The organism is Bradyrhizobium algeriense (genome assembly GCF_003062295.1).
Lineage (GTDB): Bacteria > Pseudomonadota > Alphaproteobacteria > Rhizobiales > Xanthobacteraceae > Bradyrhizobium > Bradyrhizobium algeriense.
On the sequence record NZ_PYCN01000007.1, the window covers coordinates 180,922 to 201,480 of the forward strand.

The window sequence follows — 20,559 nt, forward strand, 5'->3', positions numbered from 1 at the left end:
CTCGGCAGCGATCACGCTCAATGGTTTCGACCGGTACAACATCCTTCAGAATTGCGTCCGCCTTCCGCGGCGGCCCGATCCGCTGGTTGATCCTGGGCGGCACACTCCTGATCGCCGCCATCGCGATCGGCGCGACCGTCATGGCCGGCAATTTCCGCGAGCGCGCGCTGCGCAGCAGCGAACGCGAACTGGAAAACACCGTGCTGCTGCTGGCTGGCCATTTCGACCAGCAGCTCGAAGACTTCCAGGTCGTGCAGAAGGACCTGATCGCGTTCATGCGTTCCAGCGGGATCGCGACGCCCGAGAACTACAAGCGCCGGATGTCCGGCCATGACATCCATCTGATGCTGAAATCCAAGATCGATGCATTGTCCTATGTCGGCGGCGTCAACGTCTTCGACGCCGAAGGCAATTTGATCAACGCATCGGCAGCCTGGCCGGTGCCGCCGGTCAACTCGGCGGACCGTGCTTTCTTCAGGACCTTCAAGTCGAGCGCGCAATCGCCGGAGATGCTGGTCGAGCCGGTTTACAGCCGCGTCACCGGCGCCTGGACCACGGTGATCGCGCGCAAGGTCACCGGGCCGAAGGGCGAATTCCTCGGCCTCATCGGCCGGGGCATCGAACCCGTCAACTTCGAGAAGTTCTTCGCGACCGTCGCGCTCGGGCCCGACGCCTCCATCGCCATGTTCCACAGCGACGGCACGCTGCTCGCCCGTTATCCGCACGTGGCTGACATGATCGGCAAGAACTTCAAGACCGGCCCGGCCGCTCAGCGGCAGGTGTTCGAGCTGGCCCACAGCACTTCGCGCCTCGCCAGCCCGGTGGACGGCGAGGACCGGCTGATCTCGTCGCGCACGCTGACGAATTTCCCGATCGTGATCGTCGCTTCAACCGCGACCTCGGCCGCACTGGCCGACTGGCGCGAGCAGATCGCAATCCTGATCACGGTCACCGGACTTTCGGTGCTCGCGATCGCCGCACTACTGCTTCTCGTGGTCCGCAAGCTGTCGCATCAGCACCGCACGTCGAAGCAGCGGCTGTCGCTGGAGAAGCAGCGCCTCGACACCGCCGTCAACAACATGACGCAAGGCCTGCTGCTGTTCGATGCGAAGCAGCACCTCATCATCTGCAACAAGCGGTATCTCGAGATGTACGGCCTCTCGGCCGACGTGGTGAAACCGGGTTGCAGCTTCCGCGAGGTGATCGCCCACCGCAAGGAAACCGGCTCGTTCGTCGGCGACATCGATCAATATATCGAGGTGGTGCTGCGCGACATCTCGCACCGCAACGCCATGATCATATCGACGCCCGACGGGCGCTCGATCCAGGTCGTCAACGAGCCGGTGGCGGACGGCGGATGGCTGGCGACCCATGAAGACATCACCGAGCGCCGCCGCGCCGAGGAGCGCATCACCCACCTCGCCCATTACGACGCGCTGACCGACCTGCCGAACCGCACGCTGTTCCACGAACGGCTCAAGCGCGAACTGTCCCACGTCGCGCCGGACCGGCAACTGGCGGTGCTTTATATCGACATCGACGAATTCAAGAGCGTCAACGACTCGCTCGGCCACATGATCGGCGACGAGCTTTTGAAATCGGTCGCGTCGAGCCTCGCGGGCTGCGCGCGCAAGACCGACTTCGTGGCCCGGCTCGGCGGCGACGAGTTCGCCATCGTCCAGACCGGGATCGAGGATACCGACGACGTGATGAAGCTCGTCAGCCGCATCTTCGAGGCGATCCGCTCGCCCTATCAATGCCTCGGCCATCAGGTGACCACCGACGCCAGTATCGGCATCGCGCTGGCGCCACGCGACGGTTCCGATATCGACCGGATCCTGAAGAACGCGGACCTGGCGATGTACGCGGCCAAGGCCGCCGGCCGCCGCACCTATCGCTTCTTCGAAACGGACATGGAGGCCGAGGTCCGCGCCCGCCGCAGCCTGGAAATAGACCTGCGCCAGGCACTCGTCGACGGCGGCTTCGAGGTCTATTACCAGCCCTGCCTCGACCTGCAGACCAACGCGATCACCGGCTGCGAGGCACTGGTGCGTTGGCGCCATCCGCAGCGCGGCATGATTTCGCCCGCCGAGTTCATCCCGCTTGCCGAGGACACCGGCCTGATCAACCGGCTCGGCGAGTGGGTGCTGACCACCGCATGCAAGGAAGCCGTGAGCTGGCCCGGCAATATCAGGCTCGCGGTCAACGTCTCACCGGTGCAATTCAGGAGCGGCACGCTGGCGCTGAAGGCGATGGCGGCGCTGGCCGAATCGGGCCTTGCCGCGAGCCGGCTGGAGCTCGAGATCACCGAAGCAGTCTTGATCCGCGACGACGAGGCGGCGCTTGCCGTTCTGCACGACCTCCGCGCCATCGGGGTCCGCATTGCGCTGGACGATTTCGGCACCGGCTATTCCTCGCTGAGCTACCTGCAGCGTTTTCCGTTCGACAAGATCAAGATCGACCGCTGCTTCATCACCGGCATCGCCGAGCCGGAAGGCTCGTCCAGCATCGTGCAGGCCGTGGTGACCATCGCCGCCGACCGCCACATGACGACGACGGCCGAAGGCGTCGAGACCGAGGCGCAACGCGAATTGCTGCGCGAACTCGGCTGTTCGGAAATGCAGGGCTACCTGTTCAGCCCGCCGAAGCCGGCGGCCGACATCAGGCCGCTGCTGTTTGCGGATCGGCAGGGGCCCGAGGCAGCGCGGGTGACCCGGGCGCGCAGGCGCAAGCCGGTCGTGCGGACGGCGTAAGATTTTCCAAGCGGCGCTCCTTGGAGCCGTCAATTGCGAGCGAAGCAACACCGTCGCGGCAAAACAGATCGTCATACCGGCCAAGGCGCGTATCCAGTACGCTGCGGCCGACCGATTCCATCACTGGCGTCTCTGGAATACTGGATCGTCCGCTCCAGTGCGGCGGATTGCAACGAAATTCATTTTCCGTGCGGCCGAAATGGATAAGGTCCGTTAGCGGCGGGAATCTCTTGCGGCCTGTGCTCTCTTGTTCGCCTGTGACACCCGCCCAATTGTTGACCGCGGAAGTTTGATACTTCGCCGGCGACTCGGAATCGCCTTCATGCCTTCATGGGAAGTCGGCTCATTTGTCGGACGGGAGAACTGCTGTGCCCTACGAAGAGAAAGCGCTCGCCGAGCCGCTTCTCCCAGTTCCTTCCTCGCCTCAAATTTTTTCAGACGCGCGAGCTCCTTGTTGACCCGCTTCAGGGCAGCCACGAAGACCTGCTTGCGATGGAGAGAATGCTCGGCTGTCCCCGAAACGCTTTGGCCGCGCGGCTCGGCGGTGCCTTTGCTGATCCGACGCCGGTGGAAGGCAAGCGTGCGCTCCCTGTCCCGGAGTTTTCTGAGCGATGATCTCAGGTTTTCAAGTGTCGCGCGATCCGCGTCACCAACTTCGGGGTGATGAGAGGTCTGCATTAGCGCTTTCTCATCGTGACTTAGGATACTTAGCTCGAACTTGCAGGGTGCAGGCATTTGACACCTCATACATGCAATTCGTTGCCTTGCCGTCGCTGCGCTAACCAACTTTACCAACCATATCCACGGGTGCGTTTCCGCGGGGCTCACGATAACTTGATAAATTGCGGTAACAAGCCCACTCAATTTGCGGTGTCGCGCCTTTGTAACATCTGCGAATTAAGCGCACTGCCTCCGCAATTCCAGACCACGCATTGGCATCGAAACGTAAGTTAAATGCGCTGTCGCCGTAACGAAACTTCGGCAGCTCATTCATGATCCCAATTGTGAAATGGCACACAGACAAGAGCCGTTCGGTCTGGTTGTGTTAAGTTGGTGGTGGCCCCTCGGTGGGCTTGGCCAGAAGCGCGCCACGCGGTCTCGAAAGCGGTTGCGCCGTTAAGCACGCAACTCCGGGCCGTCCGTTTTCGCTTTGGGAGAATCGTCATGCGCGGTTTCAATCGCACGGCCACTATGGTGTGCACCTCACTCATTCTTGAGTCCACCTTGAGCGGGTGAACCAAAGGTTTCGCGTGCGCTGAATACCGCGTACAGGGATTTTTCTGGGCCCCGCCGGCGACGGACGGGGCTTTTCTATTTCTTTTTTCTGCCCACTGTTGCCCGGCGGTGCCCCTGTGAAGAAGGACGCAGGGGTCATGTGGTACTTTTGGCCCGAATTAGCATTTGATCTTGTCAAGGGGCTGGTAGCCGGAGGTGCTTCTCTGGCGCTTCAAGCGGTCGCCCCTGTGACGCTGCGCGCCTTGAAGCGGTTTCGCGCGCGTTGGTCTGCCCGGAAAGCCGCAAGAAAAGCAGACCCCAACACGTCAGTGAAAGATGAAGGTTAGGAGGACAATCGCATTAAACTTGCCCGCAGGCGCGCTGGTCGGCGGGCTTTTCTCTTCAGAACTAACCCTTATGCGCGCTGTGGCTGCCAAGGCAGTGATGCTCGTGAGGCGGTCAACGCACTGATTGTCGCCAACCACTTTCTCGAAACCGAACGAAATCGTGGTGACAGCAAGTAGCCCGCAAGAGCGAATTGCTGCGCCTGCTACAGCTTCGCCTTCGTCGAGAGCGGGACCCGAAACGTCTTGAAACCGGCGATGTCGGGAAACCACTCTGCTGCCTCGCGCGAAGCCAGCGTGAGGACCGCGGCCGGGACTTCGCCCTTGATCAGCCGTTCGATCGCTCCGGCTTTTACTTCGCTGAACTGGACTTCCGCGGCGCCGGCCGCCATGAGCGCGGCGCTGACGCGTCCGCTTGATGCGGATTGCTTCTCCTCGATCGCGATGTTCTTGTTGTTCAGGTCGGATAGCGAATTGATCTCCGGACGCGCCAAGACGAGCGCCACCAGATTGTCCGGGTTGTCTGGCGATGCGGACGCCGTCTTGCCGGCAACGCTGACTTCACCGGGTTCCGTTGCAGCATTATCCGATTTGTTGGCCGCTTCCCGTCCCGTGCCGATTGCGGTGACGAGATCGGCCATTCCCGTCGCTTCCACGACCTGCTGCTGAATGGTGCGGGCCGCCACAGCAGGAGCAGCGGCAGCCGCGCCCGGCAACGCGGCGCTCTCGGACGTGGCGGGCGCCGCGGCGATCTCGAGCGTGGCTGGCGGCGGCAGGGTGACCTCGGACTTCGCTTCAGACATCACTTCAGACTTCACCTCGGGCTTCACTTCCGACTTGATCTCGGACTTGACTTCGGACTTGGGGGCCTCTGCGGGCTGTGCCGCGGCGATGGCGGATGTCTGACCCGATTCTGATCTGTCGGAGCTTTGCAATTTGCGCTCCGGCTCCTGGCTTCCTGCGACGGTCTTTTCTACAGTCTTTTCTGGAGTCGCTGCCGCCGTGGCCGCCGGAACATTCTTCCTGGCTGATTGGTATGCGGGATTGGGAGCGGCGGCCTTTCTGGTATTCGCCGTCTTGGTGTTCAAGGCCTTGGTGTTCAAGGGCTTGGCGTTCGACGCCGCGATGCCGGCGCGCGGCGCCAGGCGGGACACCGGCGCGGCATGCCTTGCCACGCGTGGGCGGGCCGCGGGTTTTAATCGTTCTATTTCCGGTTCAACCGGCACCACGACGACGTTCGTCTCGCGCTCCTCGCGGTGTCGCGCAGACAATGCCTGATCAGACCAGGCCATATAGGACTGGCACGCCCTGTTGCACGGCAGCCCATCGATATAGACGACGCCGGGTGAATCGAGCGGATTTGCTTGCAGGGCTCCGCTGGAACAGAGGAACAGGATCAAGGCGGGCAAAGTCCATTTTCTCGACATAACTTGCTCCGTTCGAAAGCGCATGGAGTGGAACCGGCTTCGTGAAAGATCACGGCGCCCCAGCTACGATCGGATGGAAACGGAGTTTCAAAAAAGCGGTCTTGTTTTCCGGATCGCCACGCTGGCGCAGCGCAATCCGGGACCAGTTCGGCGGGTTGCGCGACCGCCCCGGATTTCGCTTCGCTCCATCCGGGCTGCAGGCTCGCTAGCGGAAGCCGCGTTCGCGGCGGGCACGAGGGCTCAGTTCGGCACCGCCCGCTTCGCCGCCGTCGGCGCATTCGCGTTCACCGTCACGCCGCGCAGCAGGTTGAAAGCGGCGTTCAGCGCCTTGTCGTCCTTGTCGTTCGGCGGAACCCAGGCTTGCGAGCCGGCCTGCTCGGCGCCGTCGGCCGCAAGATGGCCGCGCATCGAGGCTTCGCCCTTTAGCTCAGAGCGGTTCTTGAGCTCATCCGGCACCTCCTGCAGCACTTCGATGTCGGGCGCGATGCCCTGGGCCTGGATCGAGCGGCCCGAGGGGGTGAAGTAGCGCGCGGTGGTCAGCGCCAGCGCGCCGTTGCCGGCGCCGAGCGGGATGATGGTCTGCACCGAGCCCTTGCCGAAAGTGCGCGTCCCGATCAGGGTGGCGCGCTTGTGGTCGCGCAAGGCGCCGGCCACGATTTCGGAGGCGGACGCCGAGCCGCCATTGATCAGCACGACCAGCGGCTTGCCCTTGGTGATGTCGCCGCCGCGCGCGGTGAAGCGCTGGGTTTCCTCCGAGGTTCTGCCGCGCGTCGAAACCACCTCGCCCCTTGTCATGAAGGCGCTCGACACGGACACCGCCTGGTCGAGCAATCCGCCGGGATTGTTGCGGAGGTCTATGACGTAGCCCGCGAGCTTGTCGGCCGGGATCTCCTTGGCGATGCTGGCGATGGCCTTTTTCAGGCCGTCGGTGGTCTGCTCGTTGAAGCGGGTGATCCTGATGTAGCCGATATCGCCGCTGTCGGTCTTGTAGCGGACCGGCCGCACCCGGATGATCTCGCGCACGATGGCAATATCGATCGGCGCGGCGGAACCCTTGCGCGCGACCTTCAGCCGGATCTTGCTGTTGGCGGGGCCCTTCATCCGGCTCACCGCCTGTTCCAGCGTCATGCCCTGAATTTGCTCGTCATCGATCTGGGTGATCACGTCGCCCGACAGGATGCCGGCCTTCGCCGCGGGAGTCTCGTCGATCGGCGTCACCACCTTGACGAGGCCGTCTTCCATCGTGACCTCGATGCCGAGCCCGCCGAACTCGCCGTGGGTGGTCTCCTGCATGTCGCTCCAGCCCTTCTCATTCATGTAGCGCGAATGAGGATCGAGCGCGGAGATCATGCCGTTGATGGCTCCTTCCATCAGCTTGGAATCGTCGGGCTTCTCGACGTAGCTGGTCTTGATCCGCTCGAACACGTTGCCGAACAAATTGAGCTGGGTGTAGGCATCGGAACGGGCCGCGGCCTTTGCCGCCGCCACCAGACTAGCCCCCTGCGGTCCCGTCACGAGGAGAGTCAGACACGCGCCCGTCACCGTGCCGAGAAGAAAGGCAAAATTCCTGCGCATTATAGGGCGTCCCTTATTCTTTTGTGCGGACGCCCACGATTCCCGTGAATCAGCGCCCCTGTCCCGGCACCGCCAACTCACAATGGCTTTTTGGTCGGATCAAGGCACGCCCACCCGGGGCGATACGGCCTTCGAGGCCCTATCGGCTCCGAAATGATCTGAAACCCTTAAAAAAGGAACATTTTCTTATGGGAGTGGACGACAATTTGCTGAGTTTCCTGTCGAATGTAGGATGGGCCGAGCCGGGTTCCGCAGGGTTCGAAGGGGGCAACCATGGGCGACAAAGATGAAGTGCAGATCGAACCTGCGCTGACCGCGACCGACGAGGTGCGCTCACTTGTCGGTGAGTTGGAGGCCGTGCTCTCTGCGGAGTATTCGCCTGAGCAGCGGCATGGATTGACGATCGATGCGATCTTTCAACCGCACGTCCGATTCTTCCTCGCAAGATTACACGGAACGGCGGTGGGCTGCGGCGGCGTCTCCCTCTTTCCCGATTTCGCGGAGGTCAAGCGCATGTACGTGCGGCACACCGCACGGGGACAGGGAGTTGCAGACGCTATCCTGGCCCGCATCGAAGCGGAGGTCCGTCGTGCCGGGATCTCCATGTTGCGTCTGGAGACGGGAGACCGGCAGATCGCGGCGATGCGGCTCTATGTGCGAATGGGGTTCCGGGAGTGTCCGGCGTTCGGCACCTACGCAATGATGGCACCGCAATCCATTGCGAGCAGTGTGTTCTTCGAGAAGCGGATCGGCGCGTAGCCAAGTTTAATCTACCGACATCCGGGATTCTCTCACTTCCTCCAATACCCGCATATCGCGAATCCTGTCATCACACTGCGCGAGCGCAATTGCGCTCGTCGTCGGGCGCGCATTCGCGCGACCCCGTGGCCCCTGCGGGCTACGGATTCGGTCGCTTAATCTGCTTCCTGCAGCCCGTTTTGCCAGGTGGAGGGCCGGGTTCCAAAACCGCGCTTGGCGCGGGTGCCCAGCCAGTAGCCGAATTGCGGCGGAACGTTGCGGAATGGGCCCTCGACGCCGAGCTTGAGCGCGGCGTCCATCGGCCAATTGGGATTGTTGAGGATTTCCCGCCCCACCGCGATCAGATCGGCCTGGCGCTCGCGCAGGATCTGCTCGGCCTGGTCGCCATGGATGATGAGGCCGACCGCCATTGTCATGATGTCGGCATGGCGCTTCACATATTCAGACAGCGGCACTTGATAGCTGTATTTGATTTCCTTGCCCAGGATCGGCGCCATCTCGGTGATGCCGCCGGACGAGCAGTCGATGACGTCGACGCCTGTGGCTTTGAGGATCTTTGCCAGCCGCGCGCTCTGCTCCGGCCCCCATCCGGCATTGTCCTCGACCGAGAGGCGGACGAACAGCGGCTTGTGGTCCGGCCAATGCGCGCGCACCGCTTCGGTGATTTCGGTGATGAAACGCATGCGATTGGCTTCGGAGCCGCCATATTCGTCGCTGCGCTGGTTGGAACGTTCGGAGAGAAATTCGTGCACGAGGTAGCCGTGCGCGCCGTGCAGCTCGAGCACCTCAAAGCCGGCCTCATGGGCGCGCCGCGCCGCCTGTCCCCAGGCCTCAATCAGATCCTTCACCTCGCGCGTCTCCAGCGCCCTCGGTATTGGCCATTTCTCGCTATGGGCGATGGCGCTCGGCGCCACCGGCTGCCAGGCGTCCCAATCCTCGATCTCAGGCGTCCGCTGCAGCGGGCGATCGCCCTCCCAGGGCCTTGTCGCACGCGCCTTGCGGCCGGAATGGCCGAGCTGAATGCCGGCGACCGAATTCTGCTGCCTGATGAATTTGACGAGGCGGCCGAGCGGTTCGACAAAGCCGTCGTCCCAGATGCCGAGATCGCCGACCGTGCCGCAGCCGCGCCGCTCGACCTTGGTCGATTCCACGACCACGAGGCCGGCGCCGCCGGCGGCGAATTTGCCGGCGTTCATCAGGTGCCAGTCGGTCGGAAAGCCCTTCTGGGCCGAATATTGATGCATCGGCGGCACCACGATGCGGTTCTTCAGGGTAACGCCGCGGATCGTCATCGGGGAAAACAGCAGCGTTTCCGTCATCCGTCGTTTCCTCGCAGCCGGACATCATTGTCCCGGCGTCGCACCTGGAAGTGCTGGCGCCGGGAAGTGTCTTCTACTTTGCGGCGCCGTCGGCGGATTTGGCCTTCGGCTTGGCCGGCGGCGCCTTGGCAGTATCTTTGGCCGCCGCTTTCGGCGGCGCGCTGTCGCTCCGCATGGTTCCCCAGGGATCAGTGCTCTTCTGCTCCGGGATATTGCCGAGCGAGCGCTTGTAGGCCCTTTCGGCATCCCTTTCGGCCGCTTTTTCGGTTGCCGACATTTCCTTGTCGGTCTCACCGTATCTGGGAATAGGATTCTGAGCCCAGACGGGCCCGGTCAGCGCGGCGATCACACATGTAGCGCCCAAAATTCTGCCCAGGATTTTCATTGCCACCAGCACTCCCTTTTTCGCGCCAAGGCTTAGCACAGCTCCGGCGCGGGCTTAAGCGCCGGATCGGGCGGAAATCGGTCCAGCCCGTTGCCGATACCTGACCAGTTTTGTAAACGATGGCCATGAATTTGCCGCCAGCGCCCTCCTCCGTCGATGTCTTGCTGTTCGACCTCGGCCGTGTCGTGCTCGACATCAGCTTCGATCAGGTGATGGCGAAATGGGCAGGGCATGCGAGCTGCGAGCCCGCCGACCTCGCCAGGCGCTTTGTCGTCAACGACAGTTTCAAGCACCACGAGATCGGCCGGATCGACGACGCGGCGTTCTTTGCGAGCCTGCGCCAGTCGCTCGGCATCGGCCTCACCGACGCGCAGTTCCTGGAAGGCTGGAACTCGATCTTCACCGGCGAGATGCCGGGAATTGCGCCGCTGCTGGCCGGCGCAGCACAACGCCTGCCGCTGTATGCTTTTTCCAACACCAATCCGGCCCATGTCGCGCATTTCTCGCAGGCCTATGCCGACGTGCTCAGCCATTTCCGCGAGATATTCCTGTCATCGAGCATCGGTTTGCGCAAACCCGACGCGGAAGCCTATGATCATGTGGTAAAAGCGATCGGTGTGCCGGCGTCGCGGATCCTGTTCTTCGACGACTCGGCCGCCAATATCGAGGGTGCGCGGGCGCGCGGCCTTTGTGCGATCCACGTGACATCGACGGATGACGTGGCAAGGGCGCTCGCAGTGCTCGGGATCTAGCGGCCGTCTACCACCGGCCCTGAAGACGCAAGCTCTCGGCGAGGTCGCCACGAAAATGGTGCTGCCCGAGGTGCATCAGCTTGCATTGCAGATCGACCCAAATCTTGCCGCCGATGTCGCGCCAGCGGCGGCAGAACGCATAATCCTCGGACAAATAGCGGCCGGAATCCGGATCGACCATGCAGTCGAAGAACAGCCAGTGCAGATGGGCCTGCGGGTTCGGCGGGCCGTCTGGAACGTAGTTCAAACCGGGGTATTTCTCCATCATCTGCAAGAAGACATCTCGCTTGATGCACATGAAGCCGGTCGGCGCCTCCGCGACCTCGACGAAGCCGTCGGCGTCGGCATAGGTGCTGACCCGCTCGGCGCCGTGGCCGATCGGGTTGAACGGATATTCGGTATAGCGATCCTCGAATTGCTGGCGCGTCGTGCCTGCCGGCAGGCCCTGTTCAGGCCAATTGAAGTTCTTCATCGGATAGACGCCGGCGGTGACGTCGCGGTCGATCAGCAAGAGGCGGCAGACCGATTGCGGCGTGAAGGTGATGTCGGAATCGATCCAGAACAGATGGGTCAGCGTCTCGTCGGACAGGAACTTGCGCACCATGTTGTTGCGCGCGCGGGTGATCAGGCTTTCCGAATGCATGTGCAGGACGCATTGCAGCCCGAACCGGTTGCAATGATGGGTGAGGTCGAACACGCTGGTGACGTAGTGCATGCTGACGGCCGAGATGTAGCACGGCGTCGCGAACATCACCTTCATCGATTTCAGGGCTTCGTCGGGTAACATTTTCCGTCGTTTGTTGGCTTGCGGGTCGGTCTATTTCGGCGGCTGGTTGTCGGCCGGCGCGAGCTTGATCGCGGGCGCGGACTTTGCAGCCGCTGGCTTGGCTGCGTTTGCAGGCGGCTGTTTTTGCGCAACCGGCGGCGCGGGCGGTTCGGGCGCGGCCGGCCCGCTCGGTCCGATCGACACCGAGATGCCGAACAGTCGCCATTGCCCGCTCACCGGCGCGAACGCCAGTTCGAAATTGACCTGGCTCGGTACCGAGGGAAAAAAGCCCGCCATGCGCATCAACCCGTTGGCTTCGATCTGCGGCAGCAGATTGAGCTGCGGATCGATCACCGCGACACCAGACAGATCGAGATTGTCGTTGCGCTGCTTGGCGAATATCTCGGCCAGCCGCGCCGCCGTATTGGTTTGGAAGCCGGGCGCGCCGAGGTCGCGCAGCACGGTGTAATTGCCGGTCTTGTTGGCCTGGTCGAGCGCCAGCAGCGACGACCGGATCAGGATCATCACGCCGTTGCGATCGATCTGCGCGGGTTTCGGCGCTTGCTCGGGCGCCTGCTGCGCATGCCCGCCGGACGTGCTTGCCGCCATCACAGCCGCAAATATCAGAACCCGCCAGCGAACTACCACTGGAGTCCGATCGCGCTGCGCACGCCGACCACATTTCGCTCCATGCCAATGCCCGCACCGGCGTTGATGACAACCGCATAGTTCTTGTTGTCATACAGCAGCGCCGTCGCTCCCACGCCGAAGGCGTTGCTGCCCTGGAAGTTGCCGTAGCTTGCCGAAATGCCAAACCGGCGCCCGGCCTGCAGGGCCGGCGAGGCACCGACGGCGAGCGCCAGCGCGGTGCCGGTACGCGCCTCGAGCCGGTTGTCGGTGACCTGAGATTGCAGTGAGGTTACCTGCGACTGCAGCGAGGTGAGGCTTTGCGGGTTGAAGGTGGTGGTCGCCAGATTGCCGTTGGCGTCGCTGGTGACGAACGCGGTCGGACCGGATTGTGCGGCAAGGCTCGCCGCCGAGGTGATGCCGGACATTTTATAGGTGCTCGTCGCCATGCCGATTGCGACCTGGTTCGCCGCTGTTGCAGTTGCGCCGCTGCCGATCGCGGTCGAATTGGCTAACGTCGCCGCGGCGCCGGTGCCAAGGGCGGCCGAATTCGTTCCGGTCGCCACCGTGCCGTCGCCGAACGCGGCGCCGCCATTGGAAGCCAACGCCCCGGCACCGACAGCGATCGAACCGGTGGCGATCGCGCCGTTGCCGATCGCAATCGAATTAACGCCGGTGGCGGCGGCCGTGTTGCCGACGGCGACCGCGCCGGTCGCGGTCGCCCGCGCACTGGCGCCCACCGCCGTGGCACCGGTGGCGCTGGCGACGCTGGCCTGGCCGATCGCGGTGGTGGCCACGCCGGTGGCGTTGCTGCCTTCGCCGAAGGCGCTGGCGGTGGTGCCGTTGGCGATGCTGCCCCGGCCGGTCGCGGTCGCGCTGACGCCATTCGCTTTGCTGACTTGGCCGATCGCCGTCGCGTTGGTGCCGTTGGCGAAGGCACTCGTACCGGTCGCCGTCGCGTTCGCGCCAATTGCCGAGCTAAAGGCCCCCGTCGTGGTGGCGAAGGCCCCGGTCGCGGTGCTGGAGCCGCCGGTCGCGGTGGCGAAATCGCCGGTCGCGGTAGTGCCCGCGCCCGTTGCCGTCGCGAAGTTACCGCCGGCGGTGCTCAACACCCCCGTCGCGGTGGCTTGAGCGCCGTTGGCGGTGCTGGCGTAGCCGGTCGCAGTCGTTTGAGAGCCGTTGGCATAGCTGCTCACGCCAGTCGCGGAAGCTTGATCGCCGTTGGCAAAGCTGCCCATGCCGGTCGCGGTCGCGGTGACACCGTTCGCAACACTGCCAGTGCCGGTCGCGGTGGCGAGGGCGCCGTTGGCGCTGCTTTGCGTGCCTGTAGCGGTCGCGTTGGTGCCATTCGCAAGGCTGAAGTAACCGGTTGCCGTGGCGCTGCTCCCGTTGGCGATGCTATTTGTGCCTGTCGCGGTCGCATCGACGCCGTTCGCGATGCTGAGCGTGCCCGTGGCGGTCGCCTGCGCACCGTTCGCGAAGCTGACCGCGCCTGTCGCGGTCGCATCGGCGCCGTTCGCGATGCTGAGCGCGCCCGTCGCGGTCGCATCGGCGCCGTTCGCTGTGGCCACAGAGCCATACGCCGTTGCGAAGACGCCCGTCGCATTCGCTCCCGACCCCACTGCGGTGGAAAAGGCACCTGTCGCCGCGGTGACGGTACAGCCCGCGCCGGTAATGTTGCCGCCGGTACCGGAAAAGCATTGCGCGAACGCCGGCGAGACGCCGAGGGCGGTCATCATCCCGGCCGCCGCCGCGAGGCTGCGCAAGGTCCCGCCGCAGAGCATGCTGCTCGCCAGCAGGCTCGCCCGGCGATCGTATGGAAGAATTACACCGGAAGCGTGCGGGGACGCAGAACCCGTTGCCGTCGCTATCGCCCCCGTCATCGTCCGCTCCGCATTCACGCGAAACCGGCTCGTGTGAGCCAGCCTGTGGCTGGCCAAAACTTTGGGCGCCCACACTCTACCTCAGGGAACCCTACCCCAATCACAGATGCGAACAAATCGCTGGCGCGGATCGAAACGATTCCTGCCTGACCTCTGGTGAGATTGCAGAATAATGTTGCTGTTCAGCAACATATCGCGGCGAGGTCCGGATAAAGTTCAGACAGCGCACAAATTCCGAAACTGCGGTATCGGGCGCAAACCTGACGCGCGGCATTTTTGCCTCCGCTCGCGCTCTCCGGTATGAAGGCGGCGCGATCTCGTCACCAAGCCGAACAGCTAAACGGACGTGATTGCTCCCGAGGAGAAGTGCCCGTGGCCTTGATGCCTGTCGCCGATGCACTTGCTGCAATCCTTGCCGGTGCCGAACCGCTGCCCGAGGAGATGGTGGCGCTCGATGCCGCTCATCATCGTATTCTGGCGCGCGACGTCGCCGCGCGGCGGACGCAGCCGCCGCAGGCGATGTCGGCGATGGATGGCTATGCGGTGCGCGCTGAAGATGCCGGCGATCTCTCGGTGCGGCTGAAGGTGATCGGCGAGGTCGCAGCCGGCCGCCCGTTCGAGCGGAAAGTAGGTAGAGGCGAAGCGGTGCGGATCTTTACCGGCGGCGTGATCCCCGACGGCGCCGACGCCGTCATCATCCAGGAGGACACGGCCATCGACGACGATCACATCGCCATCACCGAAGCCGCCGTGAAGGGGCGGCATATTCGCGCCGCCGGCGTCGATTTTCGCGAGGGTGACGTCTTGCTCACGCGCGGGCGCCGCCTTTCCGACCGCGACCTGTCGCTCGCCGCCGGCATGAACTATCCGCAGCTTTCCGTCTGCCGCCGCCCGAAGGTCGCGGTGCTCGGCACCGGCGACGAACTGGTGATGCCGGGGTCGACCCCCGGCCCGGGCCAGATCGTCTATTCCAACGGCTACGGAATCCGGGCGCTGGCGCGAGCCGAGGGCGCCGAGGTCGTCGATCTCGGGATCGCCGCCGATACGGTCGATGCCACCGCGCAAGGCATCCGCCGTGCGCGCGAGGCAAACGCGGACATCCTGATCACCCTGGGCGGCGCCTCGGTCGGCGACCACGACCTCGTCAAGCGATCGCTGGAGGCCGAGGGGACGGCCATGACGTTCTGGCGGATCGCGATGCGGCCGGGCAAGCCGATGATGCACGGCAGGCTGGGTGCGATGCGGGTGATCGGCCTGCCCGGCAATCCCGTCTCCTCCTATGTCTGCGGCTTCCTGTTTCTGGTGCCTTTGATTCGTGCATTGTCGGGCCGCGACACCGTCCATCATCCGCGCGAAAGCGCCCTGCTGGGCCGCGATCTCGCTGCCAACGACCAGCGCGAGGACTATCTTCGGGCCCGCCTCGAAGCGCGCGAAGACGGCACGCTGATCGCGGTGCCGGTGAACCACCAGGACTCATCGCTATTAGGGAATCTCGCTGCGGCACGGGCACTTGTGATACGTCCGCCGTTCGCGCCGGCTGCAGCGAAGGGTTCGCGTTGCGAGCTGCTCCGGCTGCCGGAATAACGCCTGAACGGAGGCTTTAGGGGTGTCTTCAGCCGAAGCCGCAATGCGTTCACCTGAAATTAAGTGGTTGCGGAACACATATCGAACATATAGTGTCCGTTCATGATTTGTTTCGACTGCTAGTGTCTATGGTTGGGAGGTTTGGGGACTCCCGCGATGGACCCTGGAGATTCGGGACCGAAAGACTGCACCAAACCGGGGGAATGCTCGCGATGCTTACGCGCAAACAGTATGAACTTCTGCGTTTCATCAATGAACGGCTGAAGGAAGCCGGCGTACCGCCCTCCTTCGACGAGATGAAGGATGCGCTCGACCTGCGCTCGAAATCCGGAATTCACCGCCTCATTACGGCGCTGGAGGAGCGCGGCTTCATCCGCCGGCTGCCCAACCGCGCCCGCGCCATCGAGGTCATCAAGCTGCCGGAGCTGGCTGCCGCCGGCAACGGCCGCCGCGGCTTCACGCCGAGCGTCATCGAAGGCACGCTCGGCAAACGCTCCGTAAGCGCGCCGGCCAGCGAGGACGACGGCAACCGCCCGGTCGCCGTGCCCGTGATGGGCCGGATCGCCGCCGGTACGCCGATCGAGGCGCTGCAGACCCGCAGCCACACCATCAGCGTGCCGCCCGACATGCTCGGCTCCGGCGAGCATTACGCGCTCGAAGTGCGCGGCGATTCCATGGTGGACGCCGGCATTCTCGACGGCGACATGGCGCTGATCCAGCGCAACGAAACCGCCGACACCGGCGACATCGTGGTGGCGCTGATCGACGAGGAGGAAGCCACGCTAAAACGCTTCCGCCGCCGTGGCGCCTCGATCGCGCTGGAGCCCGCCAACGCCGCCTATGAAGTGCGCATCCTGCCGCCGAACCGGGTCCGGATTCAGGGCAAGCTGATCGGTCTGTACCGGAAGTATTGAATGGTCGGGTTGCCGACACGACTGCGACGGCCCCGGCCTTCGGCCGGGGTTTTTTGTGGGGCGTGGGGAACTAACCTGCGTTATCGCGTTTGTGATTTAAGCGCAGCGCGTCCGTCGCAGAAATGCCCAGAAACAAGAAAAGGCTCTGCGCCAAGTCTACTCTGATAGAGGCCTGTGCCTCCTTCAAGACACGGGTCAGCTATCTCAAATGAGGGAGCCATCCGATGTGTGACTATAGCCTGCATGCTGTGGCAACGCGACCGGCCCAGGTCGGCGAGACGCTGATCACCACTACATTCCGCGGTACATCGACCCGCGGCTTTGCGTCGGAACGCGAGCCCGCAGTGGCGGTCTGCATGCTTCCCGGCACCGAACTGGCGTTCACCGAGGACGTCAGATACGACAACCGATGGATCTGGACACGAACCACCGACTGGCGCGTCGGCAAGTTCAACCAGATCGAACCCGAAGTGTCCGATCGCCATCATGACGCGATCGAATTTCCTGACGGAAGCCATGTGCTGGTGACGCAGCTTTGCGAAGGCCAGCGCGCGACCGTGCTGCAATTGCCGGTGACCGAGGGCGAACGGTCGGCGAAGGCAAAGGAAGCGGTGACGGAGGCGCCTCGGGCCGGGTCCATCGTGACCGGATAAACGACGCATATGCGATCCGCCGGTTCAGGCCGGCGGATCGTGGTGATATGGTTTTGTGAGAAACTAGGCGCCGAGGGGCAGTCGGTGGTCAACAAGGTTACATGGCAAAAAGCCGGTCGCGTCACGGAGCCCGGACGGTACATGTTCCGGTACGGCTGGCTCACCATCACGGCCGAAGATCTCGCGATCTGGCGGCAATTCCCCGAGGCGTCGTTCACGCTGGTCAACCTGCCGTCGACCCCCGACGCACCGGAGGAATTCCACCTCGGCGCATTCGAAATACCGGCCACTCCCTCAAGTCCCCCGCTCGACGAGCACTGAAATTCTTCTGGAGCCCTGGGGCTCCAGATTTTTGATTTGACGCGTTTTCTTGACGCGAACCGGTCTCCCACCCCGGATCAAGTCCGGGGCAGGCTTTCGCTGGAAGACGCTCTACTCCTCCGCCTGAAGGTCGGCCTCGGCCGGCGTGGCGTCGACGGCGCGCGGCACGACGCGTGGCGCAAGCACGGTGGCGTCTGCCTCGCTCTCGTCGGCGATGGCCGGCGACCACGGGCGATCGATCCCCCTGGGTTTTGCCGCCTCGACGACAAATCCCTCACGGCCTCGCCGCAATGCCATCGCGCCCTGCCGCCGCAGCCGGTCGGCATCGATGACCGAAGCCGCGCATGAAGCGGGCGCCTGCCGCAGCGTCACAATGAGCGCCGCGCGCTCGCAATCGTCCGAAAGCGCCTCGGGCTTGTGCGCCTGCGCGACCAGGCCGCCGGCGGCGGATTGCATCACGCAGCCAAGGTCGTCGCATGAAACACCTGCGGTGAGCGTTGCATCGGCCGCTGTGCGCGCGTCCGCATCCGCCGCCAGCCACTCCTTCAGCAGGAAGGCATCCCGGGAGCCCTTCACCGCATGCATCAGATGCAGCCTTCCATCCTGGCCGCGGACGCCGACATGGCGGCCGTCGGCGGAGATCAGAATATCCGGCTGCGGCACGCTCGCCGCCCACAGCGCGCCCATCAGCACCAGCGCCGCGCCCGACCAGCGCAACGGCGTGCGCAACAGGCCGAGCAGGATGAGGCCGAGGCTCGCCGCAATCAGCGGGCCGATACCGAACGCCGGCACCCGGCCGACCGCGCCGGGCAACGCCGCGACCCATTGCGTCACCGCGATCATCCAGTCGATGCCGACGCCCATGATCGCCCAGAACAGGCGATCGAAGCCGAACGGCATCGCGACGAGGCCGAGCAGGCCCGCCGGCATCACGACCGCCGAGACGACCGGCATCGCCGCGAGGTTGGCCAGCACGCCATAGGGCGTGACCCGGTGGAAGTGAAAGGCCGCGTAGGGCATGGTCGCGAGCCCCGCCACCAATGAGGCCAGCAACAGCATCGTGAGCTCGCGGCCGCCCCACAGCGCCGCACGCGCGGTTGCGGTGTTGTCGGGCGCCGCGAACAGGCGCGGCATGCCGATCTGCACCAACGCCACCAGGCCCAGCGTGGCGGCAAAAGACATTTGAAAACTCGGATGCACCAGCGCTTCCGGTGCCACCGTCAGCACGATCAGGGCCGCGACCGCGAGCGTGCGAAACGTGATCGCCCGGCGATCGACCATGACCGCGATCAGCACCACGGCCGTCATGAAGAAGGAGCGCTGCGTCGCTACTTCCGCCCCCGACAGCAGCAGATAGAACGCGGCGGCTGCAAGCGCCGCCACCGCCGACCATTTCTTGATGGCGTAGCCGACCGTGAGCGCGGGAAACAGCGCCAGCAGCGACCGCACCGCGAAGAACACGACGCCGGCGACGACGGCCATGTGATAGCCGGAGATCGAAAGCACGTGGCCTAGCCCTGAGATGAACATCGCGTCGTTCACCGGTGGCGAGATCGCGTCGCGCCGCCCGGTCAACAGCGCGGTGGCGATCGCGCGCTTGTCGCCCTCCAGCGTCGTCCCGATCCGCGCGTCGATCGTGTCGCGCAGGCCCTGCATCAACGCCGAGTAGCGCAGGCGCAGCCCACCGCCGGTGGCGGGCGCCTCCGCGGTCTTGATCGCGCCCATCACGAAGCCGGAGGCACCGATGCCGGCGAAGAACATGTCGCGGCTGAAATCGTAGCTGCCCGGCCGCACCGGCGTGAGCGGCGGTAACAGCCGCGCCTTCAGCTCGACAAAACTGCCGACCGCGGGCGCCGTGCCCTTCTTCACCGACAGCCGCACGCGTTCGAGCCTGGTCGTCCCGCGCGCGCTTTCCATGGTGACGACGCGCAGGACAAAACGGTCGGTGCGCTCGCGAATGTCGCGGGTTTCGACAAAGCCCGTCAGCGACACCGAAAACATCGGCCGCGCCAGCACGCCATGCGCGACCCGCGCCGTCTTCCACGTCGCAATCGCAAAGCCCGCCGCGACCGCTGCGATCATGACAGCTATGGGAAAGAATTTTTGCCGCCGCAACAGAACCGCGACCGCACATAGCGCGATGGCCACGACGGCGGCGACTGAGAGCACCGGCTCATGGTCGGCGGCGAAGTAAAAGGCGATGCCGGTCCCGAACGCGACGGGCACCCAGGGCAGCAGGCGGCCGGCGCCAGCCTCGGCGCGAGCCCATACGCGCAGGATTTCGATAAGCGGCGGCCAGAAAGCGGGACGCGACGGCAGGAGGCCGCCAATAGGCGCCGCCGCGCGCGGCGGCCAGGTCCCGGCATAGCCCCGCTTCCGGCCCGAAATGTCGCCCTGCTCCGCCACCCCGGTCTACACCTTACGATCCCGTGGAGATCACAAGACTACCGGACGGTGTATTGCGGCCGCTAGCGGAACGGATGCAGAAACCTTAAGGAAATGCGCCGCGACACCCACGGGACCTCTCCCGACTGATTTCCGCCAAAAGATAGTTCAATCGCGTGGAAAACCACCGTTAGGTCAGCCCAACTGCATTTTCCGACTCGGCAAAGCGTGCTCGTTCTTTGAAATTCAGGCCGGTTGCGGAGCACGACGTGAGCCAGTTTTCTTGCATGCTTTTGCTCGTGATGGCTCTCACGCTCACGGCATGCTTCGGAATAGCAGCCTGGCGCGTCTCCGGTGATGCATCTGATGTCACCGGGAGCACTCCGCCGCCGTTGATTGACCTGCGTTAGAGGATTCCATGCGCTTTGCGTGTTCGGGCAGAAACCTGAAGAAATGCGCTGCGGCTCGCACTATAATCGCTGCATGAAGCTTGCCGCCTGCCTTTCATCCGCCCTCATGATTATCGCCTCGGCGACCGCCGCTGCCGCGGCTGAACAATGCCGTTTTGTCGAGGCGAGGTCCGAGCGCGAGGCATGCTATCAGCGCCAGGATGCTGAACGGACCGCCCGGCAGAAAACCGACGAGGCCAAGCAGGCGCAGCAAAAGCCGTATGAGCCGGTGTCGCAGGAGGATGCCCTGCTCGCCAAATCCCTGCGCAGCATTTGCCGGGGCTGCTAGGCGCCGGCGCCACCATCCAATCCCGGCAGCCCACCGCCCTGGAAAGCGCTCTTGCAATTGCGCCGCAGCAGGATGCACACTGGGTGCGCTTGACTAGGTGTCAACGTCTACGGCTCTCGGCCCGACTGGAATTCACGGTTGCGCGCGGAACGAGCGGAG

General features: G+C 64.2%; 16 protein-coding genes. 8 read left to right on the forward strand and 8 right to left on the reverse strand.

What is annotated here, in order from left to right; translation table 11 throughout:
- The first annotated feature begins 20 nt into the window (after window positions 1-20).
- Window positions 21-2,753, forward strand: coding sequence for a bifunctional diguanylate cyclase/phosphodiesterase (locus C7G61_RS16750; RefSeq protein ID WP_108516090.1), 2,733 nt, complete (start codon window positions 21-23; stop codon window positions 2,751-2,753).
- 1,765 nt (window positions 2,754-4,518) lie between these two features.
- Here the strand turns inward: C7G61_RS16750 and C7G61_RS46040 are convergent.
- A complete protein-coding gene (locus C7G61_RS46040; protein ID WP_244608323.1) occupies window positions 4,519-5,712 on the reverse strand; it encodes a hypothetical protein in 1,194 nt (397 codons plus the stop codon).
- 267 nt (window positions 5,713-5,979) lie between these two features.
- Window positions 5,980-7,314 (reverse strand): S41 family peptidase, encoded by a 1,335-nt coding sequence (locus C7G61_RS16770; protein ID WP_108516096.1) that lies wholly within the window; start codon window positions 7,312-7,314, stop codon window positions 5,980-5,982.
- Window positions 7,315-7,587: 273 nt separating this feature from the next.
- Here C7G61_RS16770 and C7G61_RS16775 point away from each other — a divergent pair, with 273 nt between their 5' ends.
- Window positions 7,588-8,073 (forward strand): GNAT family N-acetyltransferase, encoded by a 486-nt coding sequence (locus C7G61_RS16775; protein ID WP_108516098.1) that lies wholly within the window; start codon window positions 7,588-7,590, stop codon window positions 8,071-8,073.
- Between the two features lie 155 nt (window positions 8,074-8,228).
- Here C7G61_RS16775 and C7G61_RS16780 read toward each other — a convergent pair whose 3' ends face one another.
- Together C7G61_RS16780 and C7G61_RS16785 are read right to left on the reverse strand one after the other, a co-directional pair.
- Window positions 8,229-9,392 carry an NADH:flavin oxidoreductase/NADH oxidase gene (locus C7G61_RS16780; protein WP_108516100.1) on the reverse strand — a complete coding sequence of 388 codons (1,164 nt, stop codon included), beginning with the start codon at window positions 9,390-9,392 and terminating at the stop codon, window positions 8,229-8,231.
- A 73-nt stretch (window positions 9,393-9,465) separates the two neighbouring features.
- Window positions 9,466-9,783, reverse strand: coding sequence for a hypothetical protein (locus C7G61_RS16785; RefSeq protein ID WP_190241848.1), 318 nt, complete (start codon window positions 9,781-9,783; stop codon window positions 9,466-9,468).
- 119 nt (window positions 9,784-9,902) lie between these two features.
- Here C7G61_RS16785 and C7G61_RS16790 point away from each other — a divergent pair, with 119 nt between their 5' ends.
- Window positions 9,903-10,529, forward strand: coding sequence for an HAD family hydrolase (locus C7G61_RS16790; RefSeq protein ID WP_108516339.1), 627 nt, complete (start codon window positions 9,903-9,905; stop codon window positions 10,527-10,529).
- A gap of 7 nt (window positions 10,530-10,536) precedes the next feature.
- Here the strand turns inward: C7G61_RS16790 and C7G61_RS16795 are convergent, their stop codons facing one another.
- From C7G61_RS16795 to C7G61_RS16805, 3 genes are read right to left on the reverse strand one after another with little or no spacing between them, the layout of a single operon-like run.
- On the reverse strand, window positions 10,537-11,316 hold the full coding sequence (locus C7G61_RS16795) for a hypothetical protein (protein WP_108516103.1): 780 nt from the start codon (window positions 11,314-11,316) through the stop codon (window positions 10,537-10,539).
- Window positions 11,317-11,346: 30 nt separating this feature from the next.
- Window positions 11,347-11,904 carry a hypothetical protein gene (locus C7G61_RS16800; protein WP_244608324.1) on the reverse strand — a complete coding sequence of 186 codons (558 nt, stop codon included), beginning with the start codon at window positions 11,902-11,904 and terminating at the stop codon, window positions 11,347-11,349.
- Window positions 11,905-11,936: 32 nt separating this feature from the next.
- Window positions 11,937-13,805 carry a YadA family autotransporter adhesin gene (locus C7G61_RS16805; RefSeq protein WP_145963633.1) on the reverse strand — a complete coding sequence of 623 codons (1,869 nt, stop codon included), beginning with the start codon at window positions 13,803-13,805 and terminating at the stop codon, window positions 11,937-11,939.
- 372 nt (window positions 13,806-14,177) lie between these two features.
- Here C7G61_RS16805 and C7G61_RS16810 point away from each other — a divergent pair, with 372 nt between their 5' ends.
- The 4 genes from C7G61_RS16810 to C7G61_RS16825 all read left to right on the forward strand — a co-directional run bounded on the left by C7G61_RS16810 (window position 14,178) and on the right by C7G61_RS16825 (window position 17,277).
- Complete coding sequence (locus C7G61_RS16810; RefSeq protein WP_108516110.1) at window positions 14,178-15,389, forward strand: molybdopterin molybdotransferase MoeA; 1,212 nt, start codon at window positions 14,178-14,180, stop codon at window positions 15,387-15,389.
- 212 nt (window positions 15,390-15,601) lie between these two features.
- Window positions 15,602-16,303 carry a transcriptional repressor LexA gene (gene lexA / locus C7G61_RS16815; protein WP_108516341.1) on the forward strand — a complete coding sequence of 234 codons (702 nt, stop codon included), beginning with the start codon at window positions 15,602-15,604 and terminating at the stop codon, window positions 16,301-16,303.
- 224 nt (window positions 16,304-16,527) lie between these two features.
- On the forward strand, window positions 16,528-16,956 hold the full coding sequence (locus C7G61_RS16820; RefSeq protein WP_108516112.1) for a hypothetical protein: 429 nt from the start codon (window positions 16,528-16,530) through the stop codon (window positions 16,954-16,956).
- A gap of 141 nt (window positions 16,957-17,097) precedes the next feature.
- Window positions 17,098-17,277: a hypothetical protein gene (locus tag C7G61_RS16825; protein ID WP_244608325.1), complete on the forward strand. Its 180-nt coding sequence runs from the start codon at window positions 17,098-17,100 to the stop codon at window positions 17,275-17,277.
- Window positions 17,278-17,388: 111 nt separating this feature from the next.
- Here the strand turns inward: C7G61_RS16825 and C7G61_RS16830 are convergent, their stop codons facing one another.
- Window positions 17,389-19,683, reverse strand: a complete 2,295-nt coding sequence (locus C7G61_RS16830; RefSeq protein WP_108516115.1) for a ComEC/Rec2 family competence protein — start codon at window positions 19,681-19,683, stop codon at window positions 17,389-17,391.
- A 408-nt stretch (window positions 19,684-20,091) separates the two neighbouring features.
- Here C7G61_RS16830 and C7G61_RS16835 point away from each other — a divergent pair, with 408 nt between their 5' ends.
- Window positions 20,092-20,400, forward strand: coding sequence for a hypothetical protein (locus C7G61_RS16835; RefSeq protein WP_190241849.1), 309 nt, complete (start codon window positions 20,092-20,094; stop codon window positions 20,398-20,400).
- Window positions 20,401-20,559 lie beyond the last annotated feature (159 nt).

Bases quoted from the DNA above. Each gene is read 5' to 3' on its own strand.
- C7G61_RS16750 (WP_108516090.1), top strand. From the start codon at position 21: ATGGTTTCGACCGGTACAACATCCTTCAGAATTGCGTCCGCCTTCCGC.
- C7G61_RS16770 (WP_108516096.1), bottom strand. From the start codon at position 7,314: ATGCGCAGGAATTTTGCCTTTCTTCTCGGCACGGTGACGGGCGCGTGT.
- C7G61_RS16775 (WP_108516098.1), top strand. From the start codon at position 7,588: ATGGGCGACAAAGATGAAGTGCAGATCGAACCTGCGCTGACCGCGACC.
- C7G61_RS16780 (WP_108516100.1), bottom strand. From the start codon at position 9,392: ATGACGGAAACGCTGCTGTTTTCCCCGATGACGATCCGCGGCGTTACC.
- C7G61_RS16790 (WP_108516339.1), top strand. From the start codon at position 9,903: ATGAATTTGCCGCCAGCGCCCTCCTCCGTCGATGTCTTGCTGTTCGAC.
- C7G61_RS16795 (WP_108516103.1), bottom strand. From the start codon at position 11,316: ATGTTACCCGACGAAGCCCTGAAATCGATGAAGGTGATGTTCGCGACG.
- C7G61_RS16800 (WP_244608324.1), bottom strand. From the start codon at position 11,904: ATGGCGGCAAGCACGTCCGGCGGGCATGCGCAGCAGGCGCCCGAGCAA.
- C7G61_RS16805 (WP_145963633.1), bottom strand. From the start codon at position 13,805: ATGACGGGGGCGATAGCGACGGCAACGGGTTCTGCGTCCCCGCACGCT.
- lexA (WP_108516341.1), top strand. From the start codon at position 15,602: ATGCTTACGCGCAAACAGTATGAACTTCTGCGTTTCATCAATGAACGG.
- C7G61_RS16820 (WP_108516112.1), top strand. From the start codon at position 16,528: ATGTGTGACTATAGCCTGCATGCTGTGGCAACGCGACCGGCCCAGGTC.
- C7G61_RS16825 (WP_244608325.1), top strand. From the start codon at position 17,098: ATGTTCCGGTACGGCTGGCTCACCATCACGGCCGAAGATCTCGCGATC.